The sequence below is a fragment of the Tropicimonas sp. genome (genome assembly GCF_047971885.1).
GTDB lineage: Bacteria > Pseudomonadota > Alphaproteobacteria > Rhodobacterales > Rhodobacteraceae > Tropicimonas.
Map to the genome: position 1 here is coordinate 1 of NZ_JBKEAE010000138.1, position 19,057 is coordinate 19,057.

The following is a 19,057-nucleotide window of genomic DNA, read 5'->3' on the forward strand; positions in this document are numbered from 1 at the left end:
GCGAGCCAGAGATTGCCGGCAGTAACCCAGAAGGGTTGCGCCATCTCGGCGGCGAGCGCCACCGCCTCCTCCAGCGCCGCGCGATACCCGACCTCCGACAGCGCATAAGTAAAGGCGCCACGGCTGTAGATGCGGATATAGGGCGCGAGATAGGGCAGGTCGAGGAACGTCTCGTGCTCCAGCGCCGCCTGCAGCGCGGCTTCCCAGCCCGGAAGATCGCCGGCGATATAGCGGCCATGGACCTGAAACAGCAGTGCAAGCTCAAGGCTGTCCTGCGAATAGGAAATCGCCTGCCTGCGGTGCAGGTAGGGCAGGTAGAGCCGCTTTACCCGGGTGACCATCTCCTCCTGAAGGTCGAACTGCCCCTGATTGCAGGCAAGAACCGAGCGTGCCGAGGCAGCCAGCACCTCGAGCGTGGGCTCGTCGCGGGCAAGATCCTCCATGCGCTGATTGAGATGTTCGGTACGGCCGGTTTCCCCCGCCACCATGTAATGCGCCCAGATGCCCCAGGCGATCCGGAACTCGTTTTCACCGCGCCGGACACCGGCAAGACACAGTTCCAGCGCCCGCCCGTAGGCCTCGGCGACGCTGGCGTCGCCAAACCCGCGATGCTGAACCAGCGCGAGGCCGAGCGAGAACTTGACCAGCATTTCGAGCCCGTCGCGCGCCGCATCCGTCGCCGGCAACTCGCCAAGGCCACTTTCGGCCCATTCGAGCAGGCGCACAGCCTCGGCCAGTTCGCCGCGGGTCATTGCCGCCTGCGCGGCCTCGACCAGCTTCGGAATGGCGGCGGCGTGATCGCCGGCCCCCATCAGATGCCGCGCGGCCGCGACCGGCGATGCCTCCAGCCGCTCCGGCGCGACGGCGCTGTAGGCGTCGAGCGCCCTGCGGTGCAGTTCCAGCCGTTGCGAATTGAGCAGCACCCGCATCGCCGCGTCGCGGATCAGCGCGTGATCGAAGGCGACCGCGCCGTTTCCGCCCGGGGTCAGGATGCCGCGCCGCACAAGCTGGGCAATCTGGCCCGAAACCTCGGCCGTGTCCTTGCCGACCATGGCGGCCAGTACGTCGATATCGACCTCCGCGCCGAGAACCGCCGCAGCATCGACCAGCGCGCGCGTATCGCCCAGATGGTCGAATCGTTCGAGCAGCGCCTCGATCATCGTCGTCGGTATGGTGGATGCCGGATCGCCGCCGGGGCGTTCGATGACCGCCTTGGTCATATGTTCGAGAAACAGCGGCACGCCGGCCGCCCGCGCCACGATCTGCGCCCGTACGGCGGGGGCGAGGATCCCCCCGGGGTCGAGAATTTCGACAATCCGGTGCGCGTGTTCGTTTTCCATGCGTTCCAGATCACGGCGAACCAGCCCCGGGCACCTGACCGCGATCCCCTCGGGGCGGCGTGTCATCAGCAGCATCAGCGGACTGCCGGCAAGCCGCCGGGGCAATTCGCCGAAGAAGCGGGCGCTTGCAGCGTCCAGCCAGTGCGCATCCTCCAGCAACAGCACCGTGGGCACATCCGAGACGGTCGCGCGCAATACCGCGACAAGCGCTTCGGCGACAAGTTCGTTGCGAACGACCGGCGCCGGCTGGCTCGCCTCCAGATCACACAGCAGCGCCAGCCCGCGTTCGGCGCCTTCCGGCGCCCATTCGGCCAGAAGCTCGCGCTGCGCCTCGCGGCTGGCGCCGGTGTCGAGCCCGGCGAGCGAACAGACGAACGGTCGGAAACAGGCAAAACTCTGATCGCGCCGGTGCGATTCGCAGGCCAGCGTCAGAACCGCGTTCTCGTCGATGGTTTCGGCAAGAAAGCTCTGCGCCAGCGCGGTCTTGCCGAAGCCGCCCGGCGCCCTGATCTCGGCGGCGGCCGTCCCGCCGCTGCGGACGGTCTCCCAGATCGCGCGCAGTTCGGACCGGTGCTCGTCGCGGCCGACAAAGGCATTCTGGCGCACACCGGATTCCGCACTGTTGACCAGCCAGACTTCGACCGGCTGGGCGAAACCGCGGATCGGGCGCGCGCCCAGCGGCAACAGCGTGACATCGGCGGCTTCGAGCCGCCGGCCGGTCTCGGACGAAACAGCGACCCGCCCCATTCCCGCCTCGGCCTGAAGCCGCGCCGCCAGGTTCACGGTACCGCCGATCGCCAGCGCCTCGGCGGCGTGTGTACCGGGGTTGGCATCGCCCACCACCATCCAGCCGGTGGCGACCCCGGCACTGGCCGAAAGCCGGCCCTTGCCCGGAACGCGGACGCGGCGCGTCCGCTCGACGATCTCGAGCGCCGCTGCTACCGCGGGAACCGCGCTGTTTTTCATCGTGTTGGGATAGCCGAAATAGGCGAGTACACCGTCACCCATGTATTTCGCCACAAACCCGCCGTGCCTGGTTGTCGCGTCCTGACAGATCTCGTGGTAGCGGGTGATGATCCCGAACATCGCCTCGTCGCCCACGGCGCCGGTCAGCGAGGTCGACCCGGCCAGATCGCAGAACAGCACCGTCATGTAACGCGAATGCGCCACACCCCGCTCGACCACCCGCGTTCCGCAGGACGAACAGAACCGGGCGCCGCGCACCAGGGCGGAACTGCACGCGGGGCACACTGCGGCGTTCATCTGTGTCGTTTCCTCAGCATATCCCTGAGTTCGAAGGACTGGAGTGGATTGTTGATCGTCGCATCGCTTGTAAGGAAGGCACCGCCGAAGGGCGATGCGCTGATCGGCGGCGCGGTGATTTGCCCCTCTGGCAGCCCGAGCGCATCCGACGAGATGCGAATCTCCATCTTCAGCGGCTGAAGAAGCGCCTGACCGAGTGAGAAATCATAGACGGAATACTGCCATTGCCCGATGCGATTGCGGGTAACCATCGCCATCTCGTAGGCCGGGCGGACGGCTTCGAACGGGGTGATCTGGTGGGCCAGAACCTCGGCACCCTCGCGTTCGAAGCTGCATGAGACGATCTCGCGGTCGGTTTTCGCGTCGCGTACGACATAGCTTGTCAGGTCGGCACAGATCGTCGCGCGCAGCTTCGGAAAGCCGTAACCCCAGATGCCGAGCAGGATCGGCGGCAGGCTGTCGAGGTAGAGCCGGGTCGGAACGATCAGCGGCGGCAGGTCCTGCAAACGCGGATCGGTGTGGCGCGCCCAGGGCACGGCACAGATGAACTCGCAATAGTTCCAGCCAAAGGGAAGCTGGTTCGGCCGGACGTTGCGCTGCCGGGCGAAGAGCAGGATCACCGGATGTTCTGCCGGGCCGGTCAGGGTCTGCGGGGCAGGTTCCAGCCCGGCGGGCAGCATCGCCGCCACATGATCGCGCGGGAACGGCAGGGTAACAGTCGCGCCGGTGGTCTGGGCCATGCCGTAGAGCGAACTCCACGGCCAGGGAGAATTCTGCGCCCGGATCGATTGCAGGACCGGCGCCATGGGCTTTTCGCTGCGGCTGTAATCGCAGGGCTCGCCCGGGACCGGATCGGCCTCCTCGCCCACGATGTCGACCGGCAGCCCGGCAAGCCCCGCCGCCGCCCGCAACCCCGACATGGCGGCGGCCTCGACACAGCCGGCGTTGATGCCGGTATAGGTCCAGTCGCCGGCCAGCCAGAGGTTGCCGAACCCCGATCGGTCGGCCCTGAGCCGGGCCGAGGTCGACCACGGCACGGACAGCACGTAGCGTTCGGTCGGTTCGTAATTGGCGCGGAAATACTGTGTCTCCCACATGCCCGCCGGCCCGGGCGGCTGCCGGCTGATCAGAGCGGCGTCATCGAACCCTCCCTTGCCATCGAATGCATCGGGCCAGATCCGCGCGCCGTGTTCGGCCATCCATTCCCTGGCATATTCCATCACCTGCGCCGTGGCGCGCGCCGGGAAACCCGCATCCGAATAGGGCGGGAAACGCACCGGATCCGGCAGCGGCCCGCAGAAATAGGCGATGGAGCCGGGCCTGTCTTCCGCCCCCCAGGCTTCGGCGGCGTCGAGGTGGGTCATGTCGGCCCAGGTATTCATCTCGTCGGCATAGGCGGTGAGGATCGAATCCCCATGCTCCCATCCAAGCGCGCGCGTCCCGGGCCGAAGCCACAGCTGCATCGCCTGGGTCGCCGCGGTCTCGACCTTGTCGACCATCCGTTTCCACGCCGGATCGGCGGCGATCAGTTCCTGCGCCACATCCGGCAGCCCGCCGAGCGATATGCCGAGGATCACCTCGTCAAAATCCACGCCCCGCCGCAGCGTCAGCGTCTCGACCGGTGTCCAGTCGGTCCAGGCGCTTTCGAGGTTCACGCCGCGCCGGCGAAGCTCCGCCCCCTCGACAAGCTGGTCGTAGAACGGTTCGCTCGGCCAGCAATCGAGATCGAGCGCAGGCGCACCGTCGTCCGACCGGTAGGGCACACGCACGAACGGGTCGTAGGCGCCGGATTTTACCGTCGCCTGACGGTCGACGACGATCCGCCCCACGGCCCTGCCATCATCGGCGAGTTGCAGCGCCCGCACCTTGTGGAAGAAACGGAATTTCACCCCGCGCGCATTCAGCGCCTTGTAATAGGGGGTGAAGATCGTATCGCCCATGCCGGCGCGCATCTTGAAGAAGATGGCGCCCTTGTAGGTGAAGAACAGCCGCATCGACCCCTTGATGAAGACGCCCGCCGCGATGGCGCGGTGGCTGGGGTCGGTGAGACCATGGCGATAGCCGAATGCGTAATCGTATACGGCGCGCACCAGCGGGCTGTTCACCACATCCGGCCGCGCCCCGTGGCGGGCGAGCCATTGCGAGATCTCCTCGCCGTCGATCGCGTCGAAACCGTGGCGGTAGACCCGATCCTCGATCATGCCGCGCAGCACCGTCGCGGCAAGCTCCAGCGCGACGAGGAACTGCCGGGTGCCGGCGTCCGGCGCGCCGCCGGACAATCTGCTTTGGCGGATATCCTGCTGTGCCCGTCTCGACAGGGCGGACAGCGCGTCATGGTCGGCCTGCACGAAGCCGGGCGGCGTCTCGGGCAGGCGATTCATCAACCTGTATATCCCGTCGACGGCCGAAATCCCGGCCGCTCCGGCGGTCAGGCCGGTTCGGTGTGCGACATGCGCGATCAATTCGGGCGAAAGCCCCCCGGACGGCTCCGCCGTCATGTCGGCTTCCGGCAGCGCGCCAACAAGAACCGGCGCATCGCCCCCGAAGGCGCCGCGCAGGAAATTGACCAGTTCGACCAGATAATCCCAGGGCGTCAGGAGAGTTCCGCCGCTGCCCGGCTCGGCCGGATTGCGCGCCACCTCCATCGGCCAGAACGACCAGCCATCGTTCATGTCGCCAAGCGCGATATTGCCGTGCGGGATGAAGGCCTCTTCGAAACTGCGAAACGTACCGTCGGCACCGGCGTCTTGCAACTCCGCCAGACAGGATTTCATCTGCGCGATGGCATTGTCGTAAAAGCCCGACCATACATGCAGCCCGTGCTCCTCGATGCGCGCGGCATCGGCGGCGCACCGGCCGCTCGCCCCCTTGCCGCCGAGCCGCCAGCCCATCTGATAGACCGTCACATCGTATTTCGCCCGTCCCTCCGGCGTGGCGGTCAGCGCAAACGCCGCCGTCATCGCGCCGACGCCCCCGCCGAGCACGGCCACCCGTATTTTCTCGTCACCCATCCCCGATGTCTCCCGGTTCCTGTTCGCATGTGGCAACCCGGAGGGTCCTGGCCCCGAACGACTCCCGCCTCGGGCCATGACAGTCCGTCATTACCTAAGGTTAGTGCATGTCACGAATCTCGCAACAGATTTATTTCATTGCCGGATTCCCGGATTCCCCCGCGTCTGTTCTGCGGCCTCCCTGCCGAGGGACGGGACACCCGGCAAATCAGGGCTGCTTTGGGGAAAACAACCTTTGCGCGGAAAGATCGGCATGCGCTGCTCCCACGGTTGTCATTCGGACAGCATCTGTCAATTACGCGTGATTACCCGCATGGTCGGGCGGAAATGAGCGATTCGCAGCCATGGAGACGAAGCGGATGAAGGAAATTTCCATCGGGAAGGTCACAATGGGCAACGTCCTGCCGCTGGCGGTGATCGCGGGGCCCTGCCAGCTCGAGTCGCTCGATCACGCGCTGATGATCGCAAGCACGATGGCTGCCGCCTGCGCCGAGGCCGGGCTCGGCTATGTCTTCAAGGCATCCTTCGACAAGGCAAACCGGACCTCGCTCTCGGGGCGTCGTGGACCGGGAATCGCGGCCGGCCTGGAAATGCTCGCCGAGGTGCGCGCCCGGGTGGGTTGCCCGGTGCTGACCGATGTGCACGCGCCCGGGCAATGCGCCCCCGCGGCCGAAGCGGTGGACATCCTGCAGATTCCCGCCTTTCTCTGCCGCCAGACCGACCTGCTGCTTGCCGCAGGCAAGACCGGCGCGGCGGTCAACGTGAAGAAGGGGCAGTTCCTCGCCCCGTGGGACATGGACAACGTTGTCGCCAAGGTCGCCTCGACCGGGAACGACCGCATCCTGCTGACCGAGCGTGGCACCTCCTTCGGCTACAACGCGCTGGTGACCGACATGCGCGCCCTGCCGCAGATGGAGCGTTCGGGCTATCCGGTGGTGATGGACGCAACACATGCCGTTCAACAGCCCGGGGGTCTTGGCGGGGCAAGCGGCGGACAGCGGGAATTCGCCCCCGTTCTGGCCCGCGCCGCGGTCGCCATAGGTGTTGCCGCGGTCTTCATCGAGACCCATGAAGACCCCGACTCCGCGCCCTCTGACGGGCCGAACATGATCCCGCTGGATCAGATGCCGGAACTGCTCGGGACGCTTGCGGCACTCGACCGGGTGGCGAAGTCCTCGCCAATCCGGATCTGATCGCCCAACCTTGCGAGGCAGGCCGATTTTTGCATCTGGGGGCTTGCGGAACACCGCACCTGCCAGTAAGACCGCTCCGCTGTTGGGGTGTAGCCAAGTGGTAAGGCAGCGGTTTTTGGTACCGTGTACCGTAGGTTCGAATCCTACCACCCCAGCCAGGCCTTCCCACCATTTCAAGACGCTGAAACTTGCCGCGCAATTGTCGCGTGTTTCCGGGGCCTTGGCGCCGACGGTATTCAGGTGAGGCGTGAACCAGAGCGCCAAACAGAGCAATTTCGGGCCGCAGTCTCTGTTTGCGATTCCGGCGGTACGAGTTTGGAGGAATCTGCGGGGGGCGGCGCTCAGAGCGAGGCGAACTGCTGGCGCTGTTCAGACCAGATCGCGGGGAAACCTGTCTTGATCAGATAGTCGCTTGTGATTCCTTCAGGCTGTTCGCCCTTCGCTATTGCATTCAGAACTTCCGGCGCCAGCGTCGCCAGATCATCCACCGCTTCGATTCCACTGATCTGGCGATACCCGGTCTGGTCTGAATTAGGCACTGATTCCCTTGTCCTGTCGTCATCCAATCCCCCTTACCCAGGTGCACTTGCATACCAATCCCCTACAAGATCGCGTTTCAGCTTTAATCCCGCGACGCAGGCGGCGATGACCTCAGCATCCTCGTGGGTCGAACTGTCCGGCTTGTACCGGCCGCCGTCGATGCGGCAGCCCAGCGCGGCGCGCTGCATCAGAACGTATTCGAAGCCATAGCCAGTGGCAGCAGACTTGCCTTGAGAATGTTGCGTTGATTGATGTCGTCCATCGTCATCGGTCTTTCCTGTTTTGTCATCGCGGAGTCGATCAACCCGGTTCAGGCAGGAGATGAGTTTTCCTGCCTGCCGCCGTCACCTCGTCGTCAGCCTCAAACACCGACAACTCAGTCTGCCATCAAGCTCGCGCAGAAATCGACAGTTTCGCGGCAACGCCGTGTCGCTCAATCCCGTGAATCCCGCCTGCGGCAGGAAGAGCGGCAGCAGGCTATGATCCACCTCCGACTATTCCTGCTCGGTAGGTTGTGCGTCAGCGACAGGTGCCTCCACACCCGAGAAGGCGAGCACCTGATCGGGCAGGCGCTGTCCCGTGATCTCGATGGCGGCGACATTGGCATTTAGTTCCTCGATCTCAGACGGCGTGAAGCTGATCTCCGTCGAGCCGATATTGTCGAGCATATGTGCCATCTGGGTCGTCCCGGGGATCGGCACGATCCATGGCTTCCGAGCCATCAGCCATGCCAGCGCGACCTGTGCCGGGCTTGCCTTTTTGCGTTCAGCCCAGTCCTTCACCAGATCAACCAAGGCCAGATTATTCGGCAGGTTCTCTGGCGCAAACCTGGATTCGATGGCCCGGATGTCACCGGGTGCGAACCGGGTGTTGGCATCAATGGCACCTGTGAGGAAGCCGACGCCAAGCGGGCTCCACGGCACAAAACCGATGCCCAGCTCTTCACAAAGAGGAATGACCTGATCCTCCGGGCCACGCCAGAGCATCGAGTATTCGTTCTGAACGGCGGTGACGGGGAGGGCCGCATGGGCGCGGCGAAGCGTGTCCAGTCCCATCTCCGAGAGGCCCCAGTTCAGCACCTTGCCTTCGTTCATCAGATCCTGAACAGCCCCGGCAACATCCTCGATCGGAACCTCGGGATCCACGCGGTGCTGATAAAGAAGATCAATGCGATCTGTCCGCAGTCGCTCAAGCATACCCTCGACGGCAAGCTTGATATGTTCGGGGCGACTGTTGAGGCCAGGCAGGCGTTCGCCAGTTTCGAGGTCGATGTTCCAACCGAATTTCGACGTGATAACGACCTGATCACGGAACGATTCGATGGCTTCACCGAGAATGCGCTCATCCTCGTGCGGACCATATGCTTCGGCGCAGTCGAAGAAGGTGACACCATTTTCGAAGGCTGTCCGGATGATGTTCAGCATCTCGGGCCGGTAGGGGATCGTCGTCTGATAGGTTCGGTGCATGTTCTGGACACCCAGACCAATGGCCGAGACCTCCAGATTGCCCAGCATCCGCGTTCCGCGTGCCGGGGTGGTGGCGGTTCCGGTCGAACCGGCTTCCTGAGCGTCGGCCGGCGTGACCAGCCCACCAGCAAGCAACGGCGCGGCTGCCAGGCCGCCAGTCGCTGCCAACAGGCCGCGGCGTCCGATCTTAGCCTTGTTTTCACGTTCCATGTTCGGGACTCCTCATGATTGCTTGATGGTGGGCATTACTGGCACATTCACGTCTCGGGGATCGCCATACCGTAATTTTCAAGCGTGATGCTCTCGGGTTCGGGGCCGCTGCGCTTGCCGGTGTCGAGCGCCCGGATGGCAGCCATCTGCTCGTCCAAAAGCTGGAAATCGAACAGGTCGAAGTTTTCCGCGATGCGGGTGGCCTTGGTCGATTTCGGAATGGCCGACCGCCCTTCCTGCAGGTGCCAACGGAGCATGACCTGAGCGGCGGATTTGCCATGTGTCCCGGCAATGTCGAGGATGACCGGATCCTCTAGCGTGCTGCGTTTGCCGTCGCCATAGAAGGTAATCCCGCCAATTGGCGACCAGGCTTGCGTCAGGATGCCGTGCTTTGCATTCAGCGCCTGAAGCTCGGACTGCTGAAAGTAGGGATGGACTTCGATCTGGTTTACGGCAGGCATGACCTTCGCAGCCTCCAGAAAACGCTCCATATGCTCGGGCATGAAATTGCTGATGCCGATGGCGCGCACACGCCCGTCATTCAGCAGCATTTCAAGGGCGCGATACGCCTCCAACGTGCGGTCGAACGCAGTCGGCAGGGGTTGATGGAGCAGCAACAGATCAATCTGTTCGACCCCAAGCTTACCCGCGCTTTTCTCGAAGCCATGCAGGGCCTCGTCATAGCCGTAGTCGCTGATCCAGATCTTGGTTTCGATGAAGATTTCATCTCGAGCGACGCCAGAGCGGCGAATTCCTTCGCCGACTTCCTTTTCATTGCCATAAGCGGCAGCAGTATCGATATGGCGGTAGCCGGTGGCGATGGCGGCCTCAACAGCGGCACTGGTTTCGTCCGGGGCGCTTTGAAACACGCCGAGCCCGAGTGCGGGCATGTCCACGCCATTGTTCAATTTGATGCTATTCGTGGCCATCGTTTTTCTCCTTCGGGTATGCCTGAAATTTAGGGGAGATGACCTCCGACGATTAGACGGTATAGTTGGCATGAACTTATGCACTGAAAGCAATAATGGATGCGCGAAAACATCAATGATCTGCTGGCCTTTGTCGTTGTCGCCAAGGATCAGAGCTTTACGCAGGCGGCCGCGCGATTGGGTGTGTCGCAATCGTCGCTGAGCCGCACGATCCGCAAGCTGGAGGAAAATCTGGGCGTCCGTTTGCTGACACGCACCACGCGCAGCGTATCGCCAACCGAGGCAGGCGAACGACTGTTGCAGAATGTGGGGCCGCGTCTGGACGAGATTGCGAATGAGCTTGAAGCCATCGGCGCACTTTCCGAAAAACCAGCCGGCACAGTGCGCATCAACTGCAGCGAATACGCCGCCGAAAGCGTGATCTGGCCGAAGCTATCCAAAGTTCTGCCAGACTATCCGGAGATCAGGCTGGAAATTTTTGTTGAACACAGCTTTACCGACATTGCGGCAGAAAGGTTCGACGCGGGTGTTCGGTTGGGTGAGAGCCTCGAAAAGGACATGATCGCCGTCCGCATTGCACCCGACGACCGGCTGATCGCGGTCGGGTCGCCGTCATATTTCCGGAAGCACATACCACCCGATGTGCCGCGGGATCTGACCGGACATAATTGCATCAACCTGCGCATGTCCACGCGCGGTGAGCTTTACGCCTGGGAGTTCGAGAAAGGCGGCAAGCCACTGAATGTGAAAGTTGACGGTCAACTTGTTTTCAACACGATCAACCCGATGATCGAGGCGGCGCTTTTGGGCTTTGGTATTGCCCTTGTCCCTGAATCCGCCGTTCAGGCTCAGCTCACCGACAGGACGCTGGTCCAAGTGCTGGATGACTGGTGCCAACCGTTTGCGGGCTTCCACCTCTATTACCCAAGCCGCAGGCAACAATCGCCAGCGTTCGAGATCGTCATGAACGCTCTAAGGCACAAAGGGTGAACTCGGAGGGGTATCACTTCGGCATAGAATTGCGAATAGTCCTCGCTAAAGCAGCAGCACGATCAGTTGCGGCGCAAAGATCCTCAGTCCCATCACCAGCGGATAGACGGTGGCATAGGCGATCGAAGCGGCGGAGGTCGTGCTTTGCGCGTTGGCGAAGGCGAGCGCCGGCGGATCGGTCATCGATCCGGCCAGCATGCCGCAGAGCGTCAGGTAGTTGAAGCGCAGGAAGATGCGCGCCACGAGGCCGACGGTCATCAGCGGAACGAGCGTTATCAGGATTCCGTAACCGACCCACGAGATCCCGTCACCGCGAAGCAGCGTATCGAGGAACTGGTCGCCCGCCTTGATCCCCACCACCGCGAGGAAAAGGACGATACCGAATTCGCGCAGCGCCGTGTTGGCGACGGGGGGCATCACCCACATGAACGGCCCCCAATGGCCCAGCCTGCCGAGAACGATCGCAACGATCAGCGGCCCGCCTGCCAGCCCCAGCTTGAGCGGCGCGGGCAGGCCGGGAATGGCGAGCGGAATGCTGCCCAGCAGGATGCCGAGCGCGATGCCGACGAACAATCCGGGGAAATCCACCTCGTCGAGCCGCTTCGACTGGTCGCCGAGGATGCCGCGTGCCTGGTTGACCGCGTCTTTCGTGCCGACCACGGTGACGATATCGCCGAATTCCAGCGTGGAATCGGCCTGAACCGGCAGTTCGAGTCCCGCCCGCATGATGCGCGAGATCGTCACCCCGTGCCCCTCTTCCAGACCGAGCGAACGCAGCTGGTGCCCGATGATCTTGTGTTCGGTCACCACGATGCGGGCCCAGGTAAGCTGGGTTCCCTTGGTCGTCAGTTCGGTGTCGGTTTCCTCGCCGAGGATGATCCGCATCGCCCTGAGCCGGTCGCGCGGCCCGACAAGGTGAAGCACATCCCCCACATGCACCACCGTATCCCGCCGTGGCAGGATCAGGTCGTCGCCCTTCTTCATCCGCGAGGCGACAACACCCGCATCGTAGAGATCGGGAACCTCGGAAAGCGCAAGACCGTCGAGGTTCTGGTTCCTGACGACGACGTTGATCGAGGGCAGCGCGCCGGCGCCCCGGCGAAGGTGCGACTCGTAGGCCTCGGCCTCGGCCTCGATATCGACCCGGGTCATGACCCGGACAAGAAGCATGGTCAGCAGGATGCCGCAGATGCCGAACGGATAGGCCACCGCATAGCCCAGCGACGGCTGGGCGACTGCGTCGGCGCCGGCCCCCACATCAGTCAGCGCCTGGGTTGCCGCGCCCAGCCCCGGCGTATTGGTCACCGCGCCCGACATGATTCCGACCAGTGCCGGCACCGGAACATCGAACGCAAAGTGGATCGCGACGGTCACCGCCACACCGAGCGCAACGATGCAGGCCGCCGCAACGTTCAGTTGCAGGCCGGATTTTCGCAGCGACGAGAAAAAGCCTGGCCCGACCTGGATACCGATGGTGAAGACAAAGAGGATCAGGCCGAATTCCCGGACGAATTCCATCATCTCGGCGCTGTAGTGCAGCCCGAGCCGGGACGAGATGTCGCCGAGCGCGATACCGGCGAAAAGCACTCCGCCGATACCAAGCCCCACCCCGCGGACATGTACGCGCCCGAACAGCAGACCGAGCGCGCCGGCGATCGAGACAGCTATCACGGTCAGCGCCACTTCGCTCAGATCAGGAAACAGCGACGTCATCTTTCTTTCCCCTGCCTTGCGACCGAAAGGAGGCGGCCCCAGGCGGCCGCATATGCGTGTCTCAATGAGCCTGCGGTCTCAACGCGTCAACAGCGCCCGCCGAAATCCTGCCTTGCGCGAAACGGCAGGGTCGCCATCGTCTGCCGGTCATCCGGATGTCCGGAAGTTTGCGCAAACACCCGGTATTCATGGTATTTTTCGCAAACTGTCCGGATAGCGGAATCGCCGTCACTCAAAGCGCTTTGGATTCTGCTGCGTCAATCGGCGACGGCGCCTTGCCCTATCGTGCGACGCTGAGCTCCGCCCGCAGACCGCCGAGCGCGGCGCTGCTGTCCAGCCGCAGCTTTCCCCCGTGCCGCCGCGCGATATCGCGCGCGATCGCCAGCCCCAGCCCGACACCCGACCCCTTGTCCTGATTGCGGGCCGTATCGAGCCGTGCAAACGGCTTGAGGGCCTCGTCGCGGCGGTCCTCCGGGATGCCGGGACCGTCATCCTCGACCGAGAAAACCACCAGTCGCGGTGTCGTCGAGACGGTGAGCCGTGCCCTTCTGCCATAGCGCAACGCGTTGCCGACAAGGTTGGTCAGGGCCCGTTCGACCGCCAGACCGCGCAAAATGACCGGATCCTCGCTTCCATCGCCCAGCACCACCTCGACCGCACAACCGCCCCGTGTGGCATCTTCCGCCACCTTCCGGGCTATATCCGCCGGGATCACCGATTCGGGATCGTCCAGTTGATCGGATCGGGCAAAATCGAGGAAGGCGCCGATCAGCCGCTCCATTTCGGAGACATCCCGCTCCATCTCGTCCACGTCCGGCCCCGGCGGTATCAGCGACAGCGAGAGTTTCAGCCGTGTCAGAGGCGTCCGCAGGTCGTGGCTTACCCCTGACAACATCATCGTTCTCTGTTCGATCTGGCGCTCGATCCTCGCCCGCATGTCGAGAAACGCCCGACCTGCGGCACGAACCTCCTGCGCACCCGATGGCCGATAGGGTGCGATCTGCCCCTTGCCAAAGGCCTCGGCCGCCCCGGCGAGGCGGGTAATCGGCCTGAGCTGGTTGCGCAGATAGAGATAGGCGATCGCGGTCATCAGCGCCGCGATTGCCAGCATCAGAACGACCAGTTGATGCGGATTCGACGCCGAGGCTCGGCGGCGGTCGACGCTCAGGCTGACAGGTCCGTGCCGGGTTTCGACCTCGACATCGACCCGACGGCTCGAGGTGAGCAGGTCCACCGAAAGAACCCCGTCAACTCCACCGCGCAGGGTGTCCATCACGATCCGTCCCGAGACATCATAGAATGCCCGCGCGTCGCCGGTTGCCGCCTCTGCTGCCGGCGCGACGGTGATTCCCATCGTCCGGGCGGTCTGCCGCACGGCCGCAAGACCGGCCGCCATGTCGGGGGCGGCGTTGATCTGACGGATCACCTCGCGAAATTCCAGCGATATCCCATGGGTCAGCTGTTGCGTCACATCCTCGAAATGCCGCTGGAAAAAGACCAGCGACACGGCGAGCACAAGTACCGCCACGGGCACGATCAGGATAAGCGCCGCACGGCCATAGAGGCTTCGCGGCATGGAACGTTTGATCCAGCGGAAATTCATGCAACAACGCTATCGTCCCCCGCCGGCAGGAGAAACAGGGAAATGAACGTCGGGATCGTTCAGATGGAACCGGGATTGCGCCGCCTCACTGCGGCAAATTCCTCGCCGATGACTTTCCGGGGCACCAACACCTACCTTCTGGGAAAGGGATCGGTGGCGGTGATCGACCCCGGCCCGGAGGACCCGGTCCATCTCGACGCGCTGCTTGGGGCAACGGCGGGGGGCGAGCGGATTAGCCATATCCTTGTCACCCATTCCCATCTCGATCATTCTCCGCTCGCCCGCGCCCTGGCCGCAATCGCCGATGCGCCGGTCCTCGCGTTCGGCACCCATACCGACGGCCGCTCGCCCCGGATGCGACAGCTTGCCCGGACAGGGCTGGCGGGGGGCGGCGAAGGGGCAGACACTGCTTTCGCGCCCGATCTGCGCCTTGAGGACGGCGCCATCGTTACCGGCGACGGCTGGACAGTCGAGGCGCTGCATACGCCTGGTCATACCGCGAACCACATGTGTTTCGCCTGGAACGGGGCGCTTTTCACCGGCGATCTGGTGATGGGATGGGCAAGCTCGATCATCTCGCCACCCGACGGGGATCTGACCGCCTTCATGACGTCCTGCAAAAGACTGGCCGGCCGTCGCGATCACATCCTTTATCCGGGCCACGGCGAGCCGGTAACCGACCCGGCCGGCCGTATCGCCTGGCTGATCGCCCACCGCCGCAGCCGCGAGCGCCAGATTCTCGCGGCACTCGGCGAGACGCCCGAGGACATCCCGACCCTGACCCGCAGGGTCTATTCCGACATCCCCCCGGCCCTTCTCGCCGCCGCCGAGCGCAACCTCCTCGCCCACCTGATCGACCTTTGCGAACGGGGCAAGGCCGCAGTCATCGGAGAACTCTCTTCGGAGAGCCTGTTTCGCGGCATCGAATGATCGGAGCCGCAATCACGAAAATCCCTCTGGACGCTCGTCAAGCGCATTGCTATACGCGCCCCCGTGTTCCGGCGTAGCTCAGCGGTAGAGCAGTTGACTGTTAATCAATTGGTCGTAGGTTCGATCCCTACCGCCGGAGCCAATCAACCACTTGGTTGTAAAGCAAAATTGGCGATCCTCCGGGATCGCCTTTTTTCGTTTTTGCAACGATGTTGCAACGCGGGCGCGGATCGAGCTTTCACCCTCGAAACTGGCTTGCGGGTTCACGGCAAGCACACGAGCGAGCCAAGCGCCGGAAACACGGGCTGTTTAAACACCCTTTGTTTTCAGAAACTTAGCTGTTGACCGCTGCGCCTAATCTATGGTAGGCAGGTGCTGTAGTCGCGGAGCAACGCCCGCGACTGCCTATCAACGGAGTTCCAGACATGACGAATTCTTCCGCGAAAGCGGTCGAACGAGGCGTGGGCTCCGCAGGTGGCAGGTGCTCCCCTCTATATTCACTCGCCACCGTGAAAGGGGTCTTCCATGACCGCCAAACTTACTGAGCTGGCTCTGAGTGTCGCGCTCGGCGACAATCCGAAACTCCTGAGCGTCTGCGGCCACAAGCGGCTGTCATTCCTCGGACAGCCAATCCCTCACAACATGATCGAGCAACTCGACGCAACTGCTCTGCACAATGCACTCAATGCGGCAAAACGAACTGCCGAAGACATGATGGCCGAATTGAATAAGCGCAGCGGATAAACTGCCTCACACACCTCCCATCGTAACGGCCCGCGACTTCACGGTCGCGGGCTTTCTGCCTGTCGGTTAGGCTGCTGATATGACTGACCACGTCGCACCCGAGCGCCGATCCTTCATCATGTCCAGGGTTGGGCAGAAGAACACAAAACCCGAGCTTGCCTTGCGGCAGGCTCTGCACCGTCTTGGCTACCGATACCGCCTCCATCGTCGCGACCTGCCCGGAAAGCCAGACATCGTGTTTCCGTCGCGTCGCAAGGTAATTTTTGTCCACGGGTGCTTCTGGCACGGTCACGGCTGCCGCTGGGGCCAGTTACCGAAGTCACGCCCCGAATACTGGCGACCGAAGATTGAAACAAACCGGGAACGTGATAAGAAGACCTTAACCGCACTGCGCGAGGCTGGCTGGGAACCGCTGGTGGTCTGGCAATGCGAATTACGTGATCCAGACACAGCGATCCAGCGCGTCGAGGCCTTCCTTCGGCACTAGGATTTGCTGGTCAAATCGCCAAGGCGTCGATATGTTGCGCGAAAACGGCAGGGAGCAAGCCATGGCACGACCGATTGGAGTCGATCTGTTTTCAGGCGCAGGCGGGATGAGTCTCGGCTTTGAACAAGCCGGATTCGACGTGGTCGCGTCGGTCGAGCTCGATCCGGTTCATGCAGCCGTCCACAAGTTCAATTTTCCGCAGTGTGCCGTTATTCCTCGTTCCGTCACCGACGTGACCGCCGCCGACGTGCGCGAGGCCGCGGGCATAGGCGACCGAAAGGTTGACGTAGTGTTCGGGGGTGCGCCCTGCCAAGGCTTCTCGTTGATTGGGCAACGCGCCCTCGACGATCCTCGCAACTCGCTTGTGAAGGACTTCGTTCGGCTCGTGAAGGACCTCGACGCGACCTATTTCGTGTTCGAGAACGTCAAGGGCCTGACGGTCGGCAAGCATCGGAAATTCCTGTTCGAGTTGATCGAAGAATTCGAAGCGTTGGGCTACGACGTGCAGAAGGATTGGCGCGTGCTGAACGCGGCCGACTATGGTGTGCCGCAGGACCGTCAGCGTTTGATCCTGATGGGTGCCAAGAAGGGCGCGACCGTTCCAGTCTACCCGACCGTCATATCGAAGCGCCCGACCTGCGAGGATGCACTAGGCGACCTGCCAGATGCCGAGGCGTTCGAGGAACTTCGCTCGTCCGACTGCGTCGAAACCGCCGCTTTCGGCGAACCGAGCAAATATGCCGAACCCTTGCGCGGTGTCGGAAACGACGCTTGGGGCTATGGGCATCCTCGCATCTGGGACAACGGCATCCTGACTTCGAGCGCCCGCACAGAGCATACCGACATTTCCCGGCGGCGCTTCCGCGCGACCGATCAGGGGCGAGTGGAGCCGATCTCGCGCTTTTTCAAGTTGCCTGCGGATGGGGTGTCGAACACGCTTCGCGCAGGCACGGATTCCGCCCGAGGGGCATTCACTAGCCCGCGCCCGATCCACTACGCCTATGCGCGCTGCATCACTGTGCGCGAGATGGCACGCCTTCACGGTTTCCCAGATTGGTTCCGCTTCAACGCCACCAAGTGGCACGGGGCGCGGCAGATCGGCAATGCCGTCCCGCCGCCCCTCGCGCGCGCCGTGGCAACGTCAGTGATCAAGGCTCTTGGTGTCAGACGGACCCGCCCCACGGAGGCGCTTGAACTCGGCGACGAGTGCCTACTGACGATGGGCAACACCGAGGCCGCGGCGCACTTCAAGGTCGCAAATCCTATCGGACGGCGCGACAAGAAAAGCGGTGCCAAGAAGCGCAAGCAAGCCGAGATCGAATTAGCGGAACGTGAAGCGGCGAACGTTGACGATCTCGATCTGGTCAATGTCGGTCGCGGGGCTGAACTCGACGATCCAGACCGTGTTCAGGTTGTCGCGCCACAGGCCGAGGCTGCGCACGGCTAGGCCGGGAACGGGCGCTTTCTGGACGCCGTAGGTGTTCAGGTTCAGGGCCTGCGACCACGACAACTTGTCCTGCCCACCCTTGCCCGAGATCGGAACGAGCGTTTCCTGCGTGCCGTCGATGCCTGCCTGCACCTCGTCGATCTCGATCTGACCGTAGGTGACACTGGTGCGGTGGTGCCCTTGGATCGCCATCGCCTGAAAACCAAGGAAGGTGCTGATCAGGCCCGCGTTGCGAACGCGAGTGAACACCGCCTGTTCGTCCTGCCCCAGTAGCGCCGAGATGAACTTGGGCGTTTGGTCCACCACGGGTTCAATGGTCGGATCGACGCCAAGGTTCTCAAAGTCGATGATGTTCTTACGGCGGGTGCGCCGCAGGGTATACTTGCCCTTCCCGGCTTGAAGCCAGGTCATGGGGCCTGCCTGCTCCACTTCTGCGGGCAACTCGCGGCGGGCGTCATAGGTGTATTTGATGTCCGGGACGTTCGCGACTTCTTTGTTGATTACGCCATCGGCAACCGCCCTGCGCATCGCGCGGCGCACAGTCTCCTGATCGAACGGGATCGAAGCAGGCAAGGTCTCAGCGGTGAAATCCTTGGTCAGATCGCGAAACAGGTAGATCGCGATCCGGTCGTATTTCGGGAGCGACATGAGGTCTTCGTTGGGGGTGTATGAGAGCATTGGTTCTCCTTTCTGGAGCCGGATATGCTACTGATCGCCACCCGAGTCAAGTCACGATAGAATTTGCGATCCATTTTTTGGTTGATCGCTGCCGGGGACAGGTCCGATAACTCAGTTATGCCCGGAACGTTTCGGGAACACATCAACGGAGTAACAGATATGACCGACCTCAATACCCTGACCAAGCCCGCTCTCAACGACATGCTGGCAACGCCGCTGGCCGCTTCCGCGCTCAAGAAGATCGCCAAGGCCGACCTCGTCGCGATGATCGAGGCGCAGAAACCCAAGGCCCGCAAGCCGCGTGAACTGCCCGACCGCGTGATGCTCGAACCCGGCAAGCCGGAAGACGTCAAGGCCACGAAGGCAGGCAGCAAGCGGCACCTGATGGCCGAGGCGCTGGCGGAGGGCGCGACCATCGAGGAACTGATGGAAACGCTCAGCTGGAACAAAGACACCGTTTCGTCCGCGCTGCGCACCGACAGGGGCGCGCTTGGGCTGGGCGGCGAACGCACG

The 19,057-nt window shown here is 63.2% G+C and carries 14 protein-coding genes and 2 tRNA genes; 9 read left to right on the forward strand and 7 right to left on the reverse strand.

Annotated elements, in window-relative coordinates:
* The coding region (locus tag ACK5IR_RS11850) for an AAA family ATPase (protein WP_416929146.1) at positions 1-2,603 on the reverse strand (2,603 nt) is incomplete at its 3' end.
* Positions 2,600-5,614, reverse strand: a complete 3,015-nt coding sequence (locus ACK5IR_RS11855; RefSeq protein ID WP_416929148.1) for an NAD(P)-binding protein — start codon at positions 5,612-5,614, stop codon at positions 2,600-2,602. The genes ACK5IR_RS11855 and ACK5IR_RS11850, both read right to left, overlap by 4 nt.
* A 359-nt stretch (positions 5,615-5,973) precedes the next feature.
* On the opposite strand from ACK5IR_RS11855, the gene kdsA reads away from it, so the two are divergent.
* Together kdsA and ACK5IR_RS11865 are read left to right on the forward strand one after the other, a co-directional pair.
* A complete protein-coding gene (gene kdsA, locus ACK5IR_RS11860) occupies positions 5,974-6,807 on the forward strand; it encodes a 3-deoxy-8-phosphooctulonate synthase (protein WP_416929150.1) in 834 nt (277 codons plus the stop codon).
* Positions 6,808-6,890: 83 nt separating this feature from the next.
* Positions 6,891-6,965: transfer RNA gene (locus ACK5IR_RS11865), tRNA-Gln, on the forward strand.
* Between the two features lie 183 nt (positions 6,966-7,148).
* On the opposite strand, the gene ACK5IR_RS11870 is transcribed toward ACK5IR_RS11865, so the two are convergent.
* The 3 genes from ACK5IR_RS11870 to ACK5IR_RS11880 form a co-directional block, all read right to left on the reverse strand.
* Positions 7,149-7,373 carry a hypothetical protein gene (locus tag ACK5IR_RS11870; protein WP_416929152.1) on the reverse strand — a complete coding sequence of 75 codons (225 nt, stop codon included), beginning with the start codon at positions 7,371-7,373 and terminating at the stop codon, positions 7,149-7,151.
* A 468-nt stretch (positions 7,374-7,841) separates the two neighbouring features.
* Complete coding sequence (locus ACK5IR_RS11875) at positions 7,842-9,023, reverse strand: aldo/keto reductase (protein ID WP_416929154.1); 1,182 nt, start codon at positions 9,021-9,023, stop codon at positions 7,842-7,844.
* 47 nt (positions 9,024-9,070) lie between these two features.
* Positions 9,071-9,952 carry an aldo/keto reductase gene (locus tag ACK5IR_RS11880; protein WP_416929156.1) on the reverse strand — a complete coding sequence of 294 codons (882 nt, stop codon included), beginning with the start codon at positions 9,950-9,952 and terminating at the stop codon, positions 9,071-9,073.
* A gap of 99 nt (positions 9,953-10,051) precedes the next feature.
* On the opposite strand from ACK5IR_RS11880, the gene ACK5IR_RS11885 reads away from it, so the two are divergent.
* The gene (locus tag ACK5IR_RS11885; protein WP_416929158.1) at positions 10,052-10,942 is read left to right on the forward strand and encodes a LysR family transcriptional regulator; all 891 of its coding nucleotides are present in this window, start codon (positions 10,052-10,054) and stop codon (positions 10,940-10,942) included.
* A gap of 45 nt (positions 10,943-10,987) precedes the next feature.
* Here ACK5IR_RS11885 and ACK5IR_RS11890 read toward each other — a convergent pair whose 3' ends face one another.
* Both ACK5IR_RS11890 and ACK5IR_RS11895 read right to left on the reverse strand, forming a co-directional pair.
* Entirely contained in the window at positions 10,988-12,655 is a 1,668-nt protein-coding gene (locus ACK5IR_RS11890; RefSeq protein ID WP_416929160.1) for a putative transporter, read from the reverse strand.
* A 280-nt stretch (positions 12,656-12,935) separates the two neighbouring features.
* Positions 12,936-14,258 (reverse strand): ATP-binding protein, encoded by a 1,323-nt coding sequence (locus ACK5IR_RS11895; RefSeq protein ID WP_416929162.1) that lies wholly within the window; start codon positions 14,256-14,258, stop codon positions 12,936-12,938.
* A 42-nt stretch (positions 14,259-14,300) separates the two neighbouring features.
* Here ACK5IR_RS11895 and ACK5IR_RS11900 point away from each other — a divergent pair, with 42 nt between their 5' ends.
* The 6 genes from ACK5IR_RS11900 to ACK5IR_RS11925 form a co-directional block, all read left to right on the forward strand.
* Positions 14,301-15,188 (forward strand): MBL fold metallo-hydrolase, encoded by an 888-nt coding sequence (locus ACK5IR_RS11900; protein ID WP_416929164.1) that lies wholly within the window; start codon positions 14,301-14,303, stop codon positions 15,186-15,188.
* A gap of 67 nt (positions 15,189-15,255) precedes the next feature.
* Positions 15,256-15,330: transfer RNA gene (locus tag ACK5IR_RS11905), tRNA-Asn, on the forward strand.
* A gap of 383 nt (positions 15,331-15,713) precedes the next feature.
* Entirely contained in the window at positions 15,714-15,932 is a 219-nt protein-coding gene (locus ACK5IR_RS11910; protein WP_416929166.1) for a hypothetical protein, read from the forward strand.
* Between the two features lie 79 nt (positions 15,933-16,011).
* Entirely contained in the window at positions 16,012-16,419 is a 408-nt protein-coding gene (locus ACK5IR_RS11915) for a very short patch repair endonuclease (RefSeq protein WP_416929168.1), read from the forward strand.
* Positions 16,420-16,480: 61 nt separating this feature from the next.
* Positions 16,481-17,866: a DNA cytosine methyltransferase gene (locus ACK5IR_RS11920; RefSeq protein ID WP_416929170.1), complete on the forward strand. Its 1,386-nt coding sequence runs from the start codon at positions 16,481-16,483 to the stop codon at positions 17,864-17,866.
* Positions 17,867-18,703: 837 nt separating this feature from the next.
* Positions 18,704-19,057: hypothetical protein (locus ACK5IR_RS11925; protein ID WP_416929172.1), on the forward strand; the 354-nt coding region annotated here is incomplete at its 3' end.

Coding starts and splice junctions, on each gene's coding strand:
- ACK5IR_RS11855 (WP_416929148.1), bottom strand. CDS start 5,614: ATGGGTGACGAGAAAATACGGGTGGCCGTGCTCGGCGGGGGCGTCGGC.
- kdsA (WP_416929150.1), top strand. CDS start 5,974: ATGAAGGAAATTTCCATCGGGAAGGTCACAATGGGCAACGTCCTGCCG.
- ACK5IR_RS11875 (WP_416929154.1), bottom strand. CDS start 9,023: ATGGAACGTGAAAACAAGGCTAAGATCGGACGCCGCGGCCTGTTGGCA.
- ACK5IR_RS11880 (WP_416929156.1), bottom strand. CDS start 9,952: ATGGCCACGAATAGCATCAAATTGAACAATGGCGTGGACATGCCCGCA.
- ACK5IR_RS11885 (WP_416929158.1), top strand. CDS start 10,052: ATGCGCGAAAACATCAATGATCTGCTGGCCTTTGTCGTTGTCGCCAAG.
- ACK5IR_RS11890 (WP_416929160.1), bottom strand. CDS start 12,655: ATGACGTCGCTGTTTCCTGATCTGAGCGAAGTGGCGCTGACCGTGATA.
- ACK5IR_RS11895 (WP_416929162.1), bottom strand. CDS start 14,258: ATGAATTTCCGCTGGATCAAACGTTCCATGCCGCGAAGCCTCTATGGC.
- ACK5IR_RS11900 (WP_416929164.1), top strand. CDS start 14,301: ATGAACGTCGGGATCGTTCAGATGGAACCGGGATTGCGCCGCCTCACT.
- ACK5IR_RS11910 (WP_416929166.1), top strand. CDS start 15,714: ATGACCGCCAAACTTACTGAGCTGGCTCTGAGTGTCGCGCTCGGCGAC.
- ACK5IR_RS11915 (WP_416929168.1), top strand. CDS start 16,012: ATGACTGACCACGTCGCACCCGAGCGCCGATCCTTCATCATGTCCAGG.
- ACK5IR_RS11920 (WP_416929170.1), top strand. CDS start 16,481: ATGGCACGACCGATTGGAGTCGATCTGTTTTCAGGCGCAGGCGGGATG.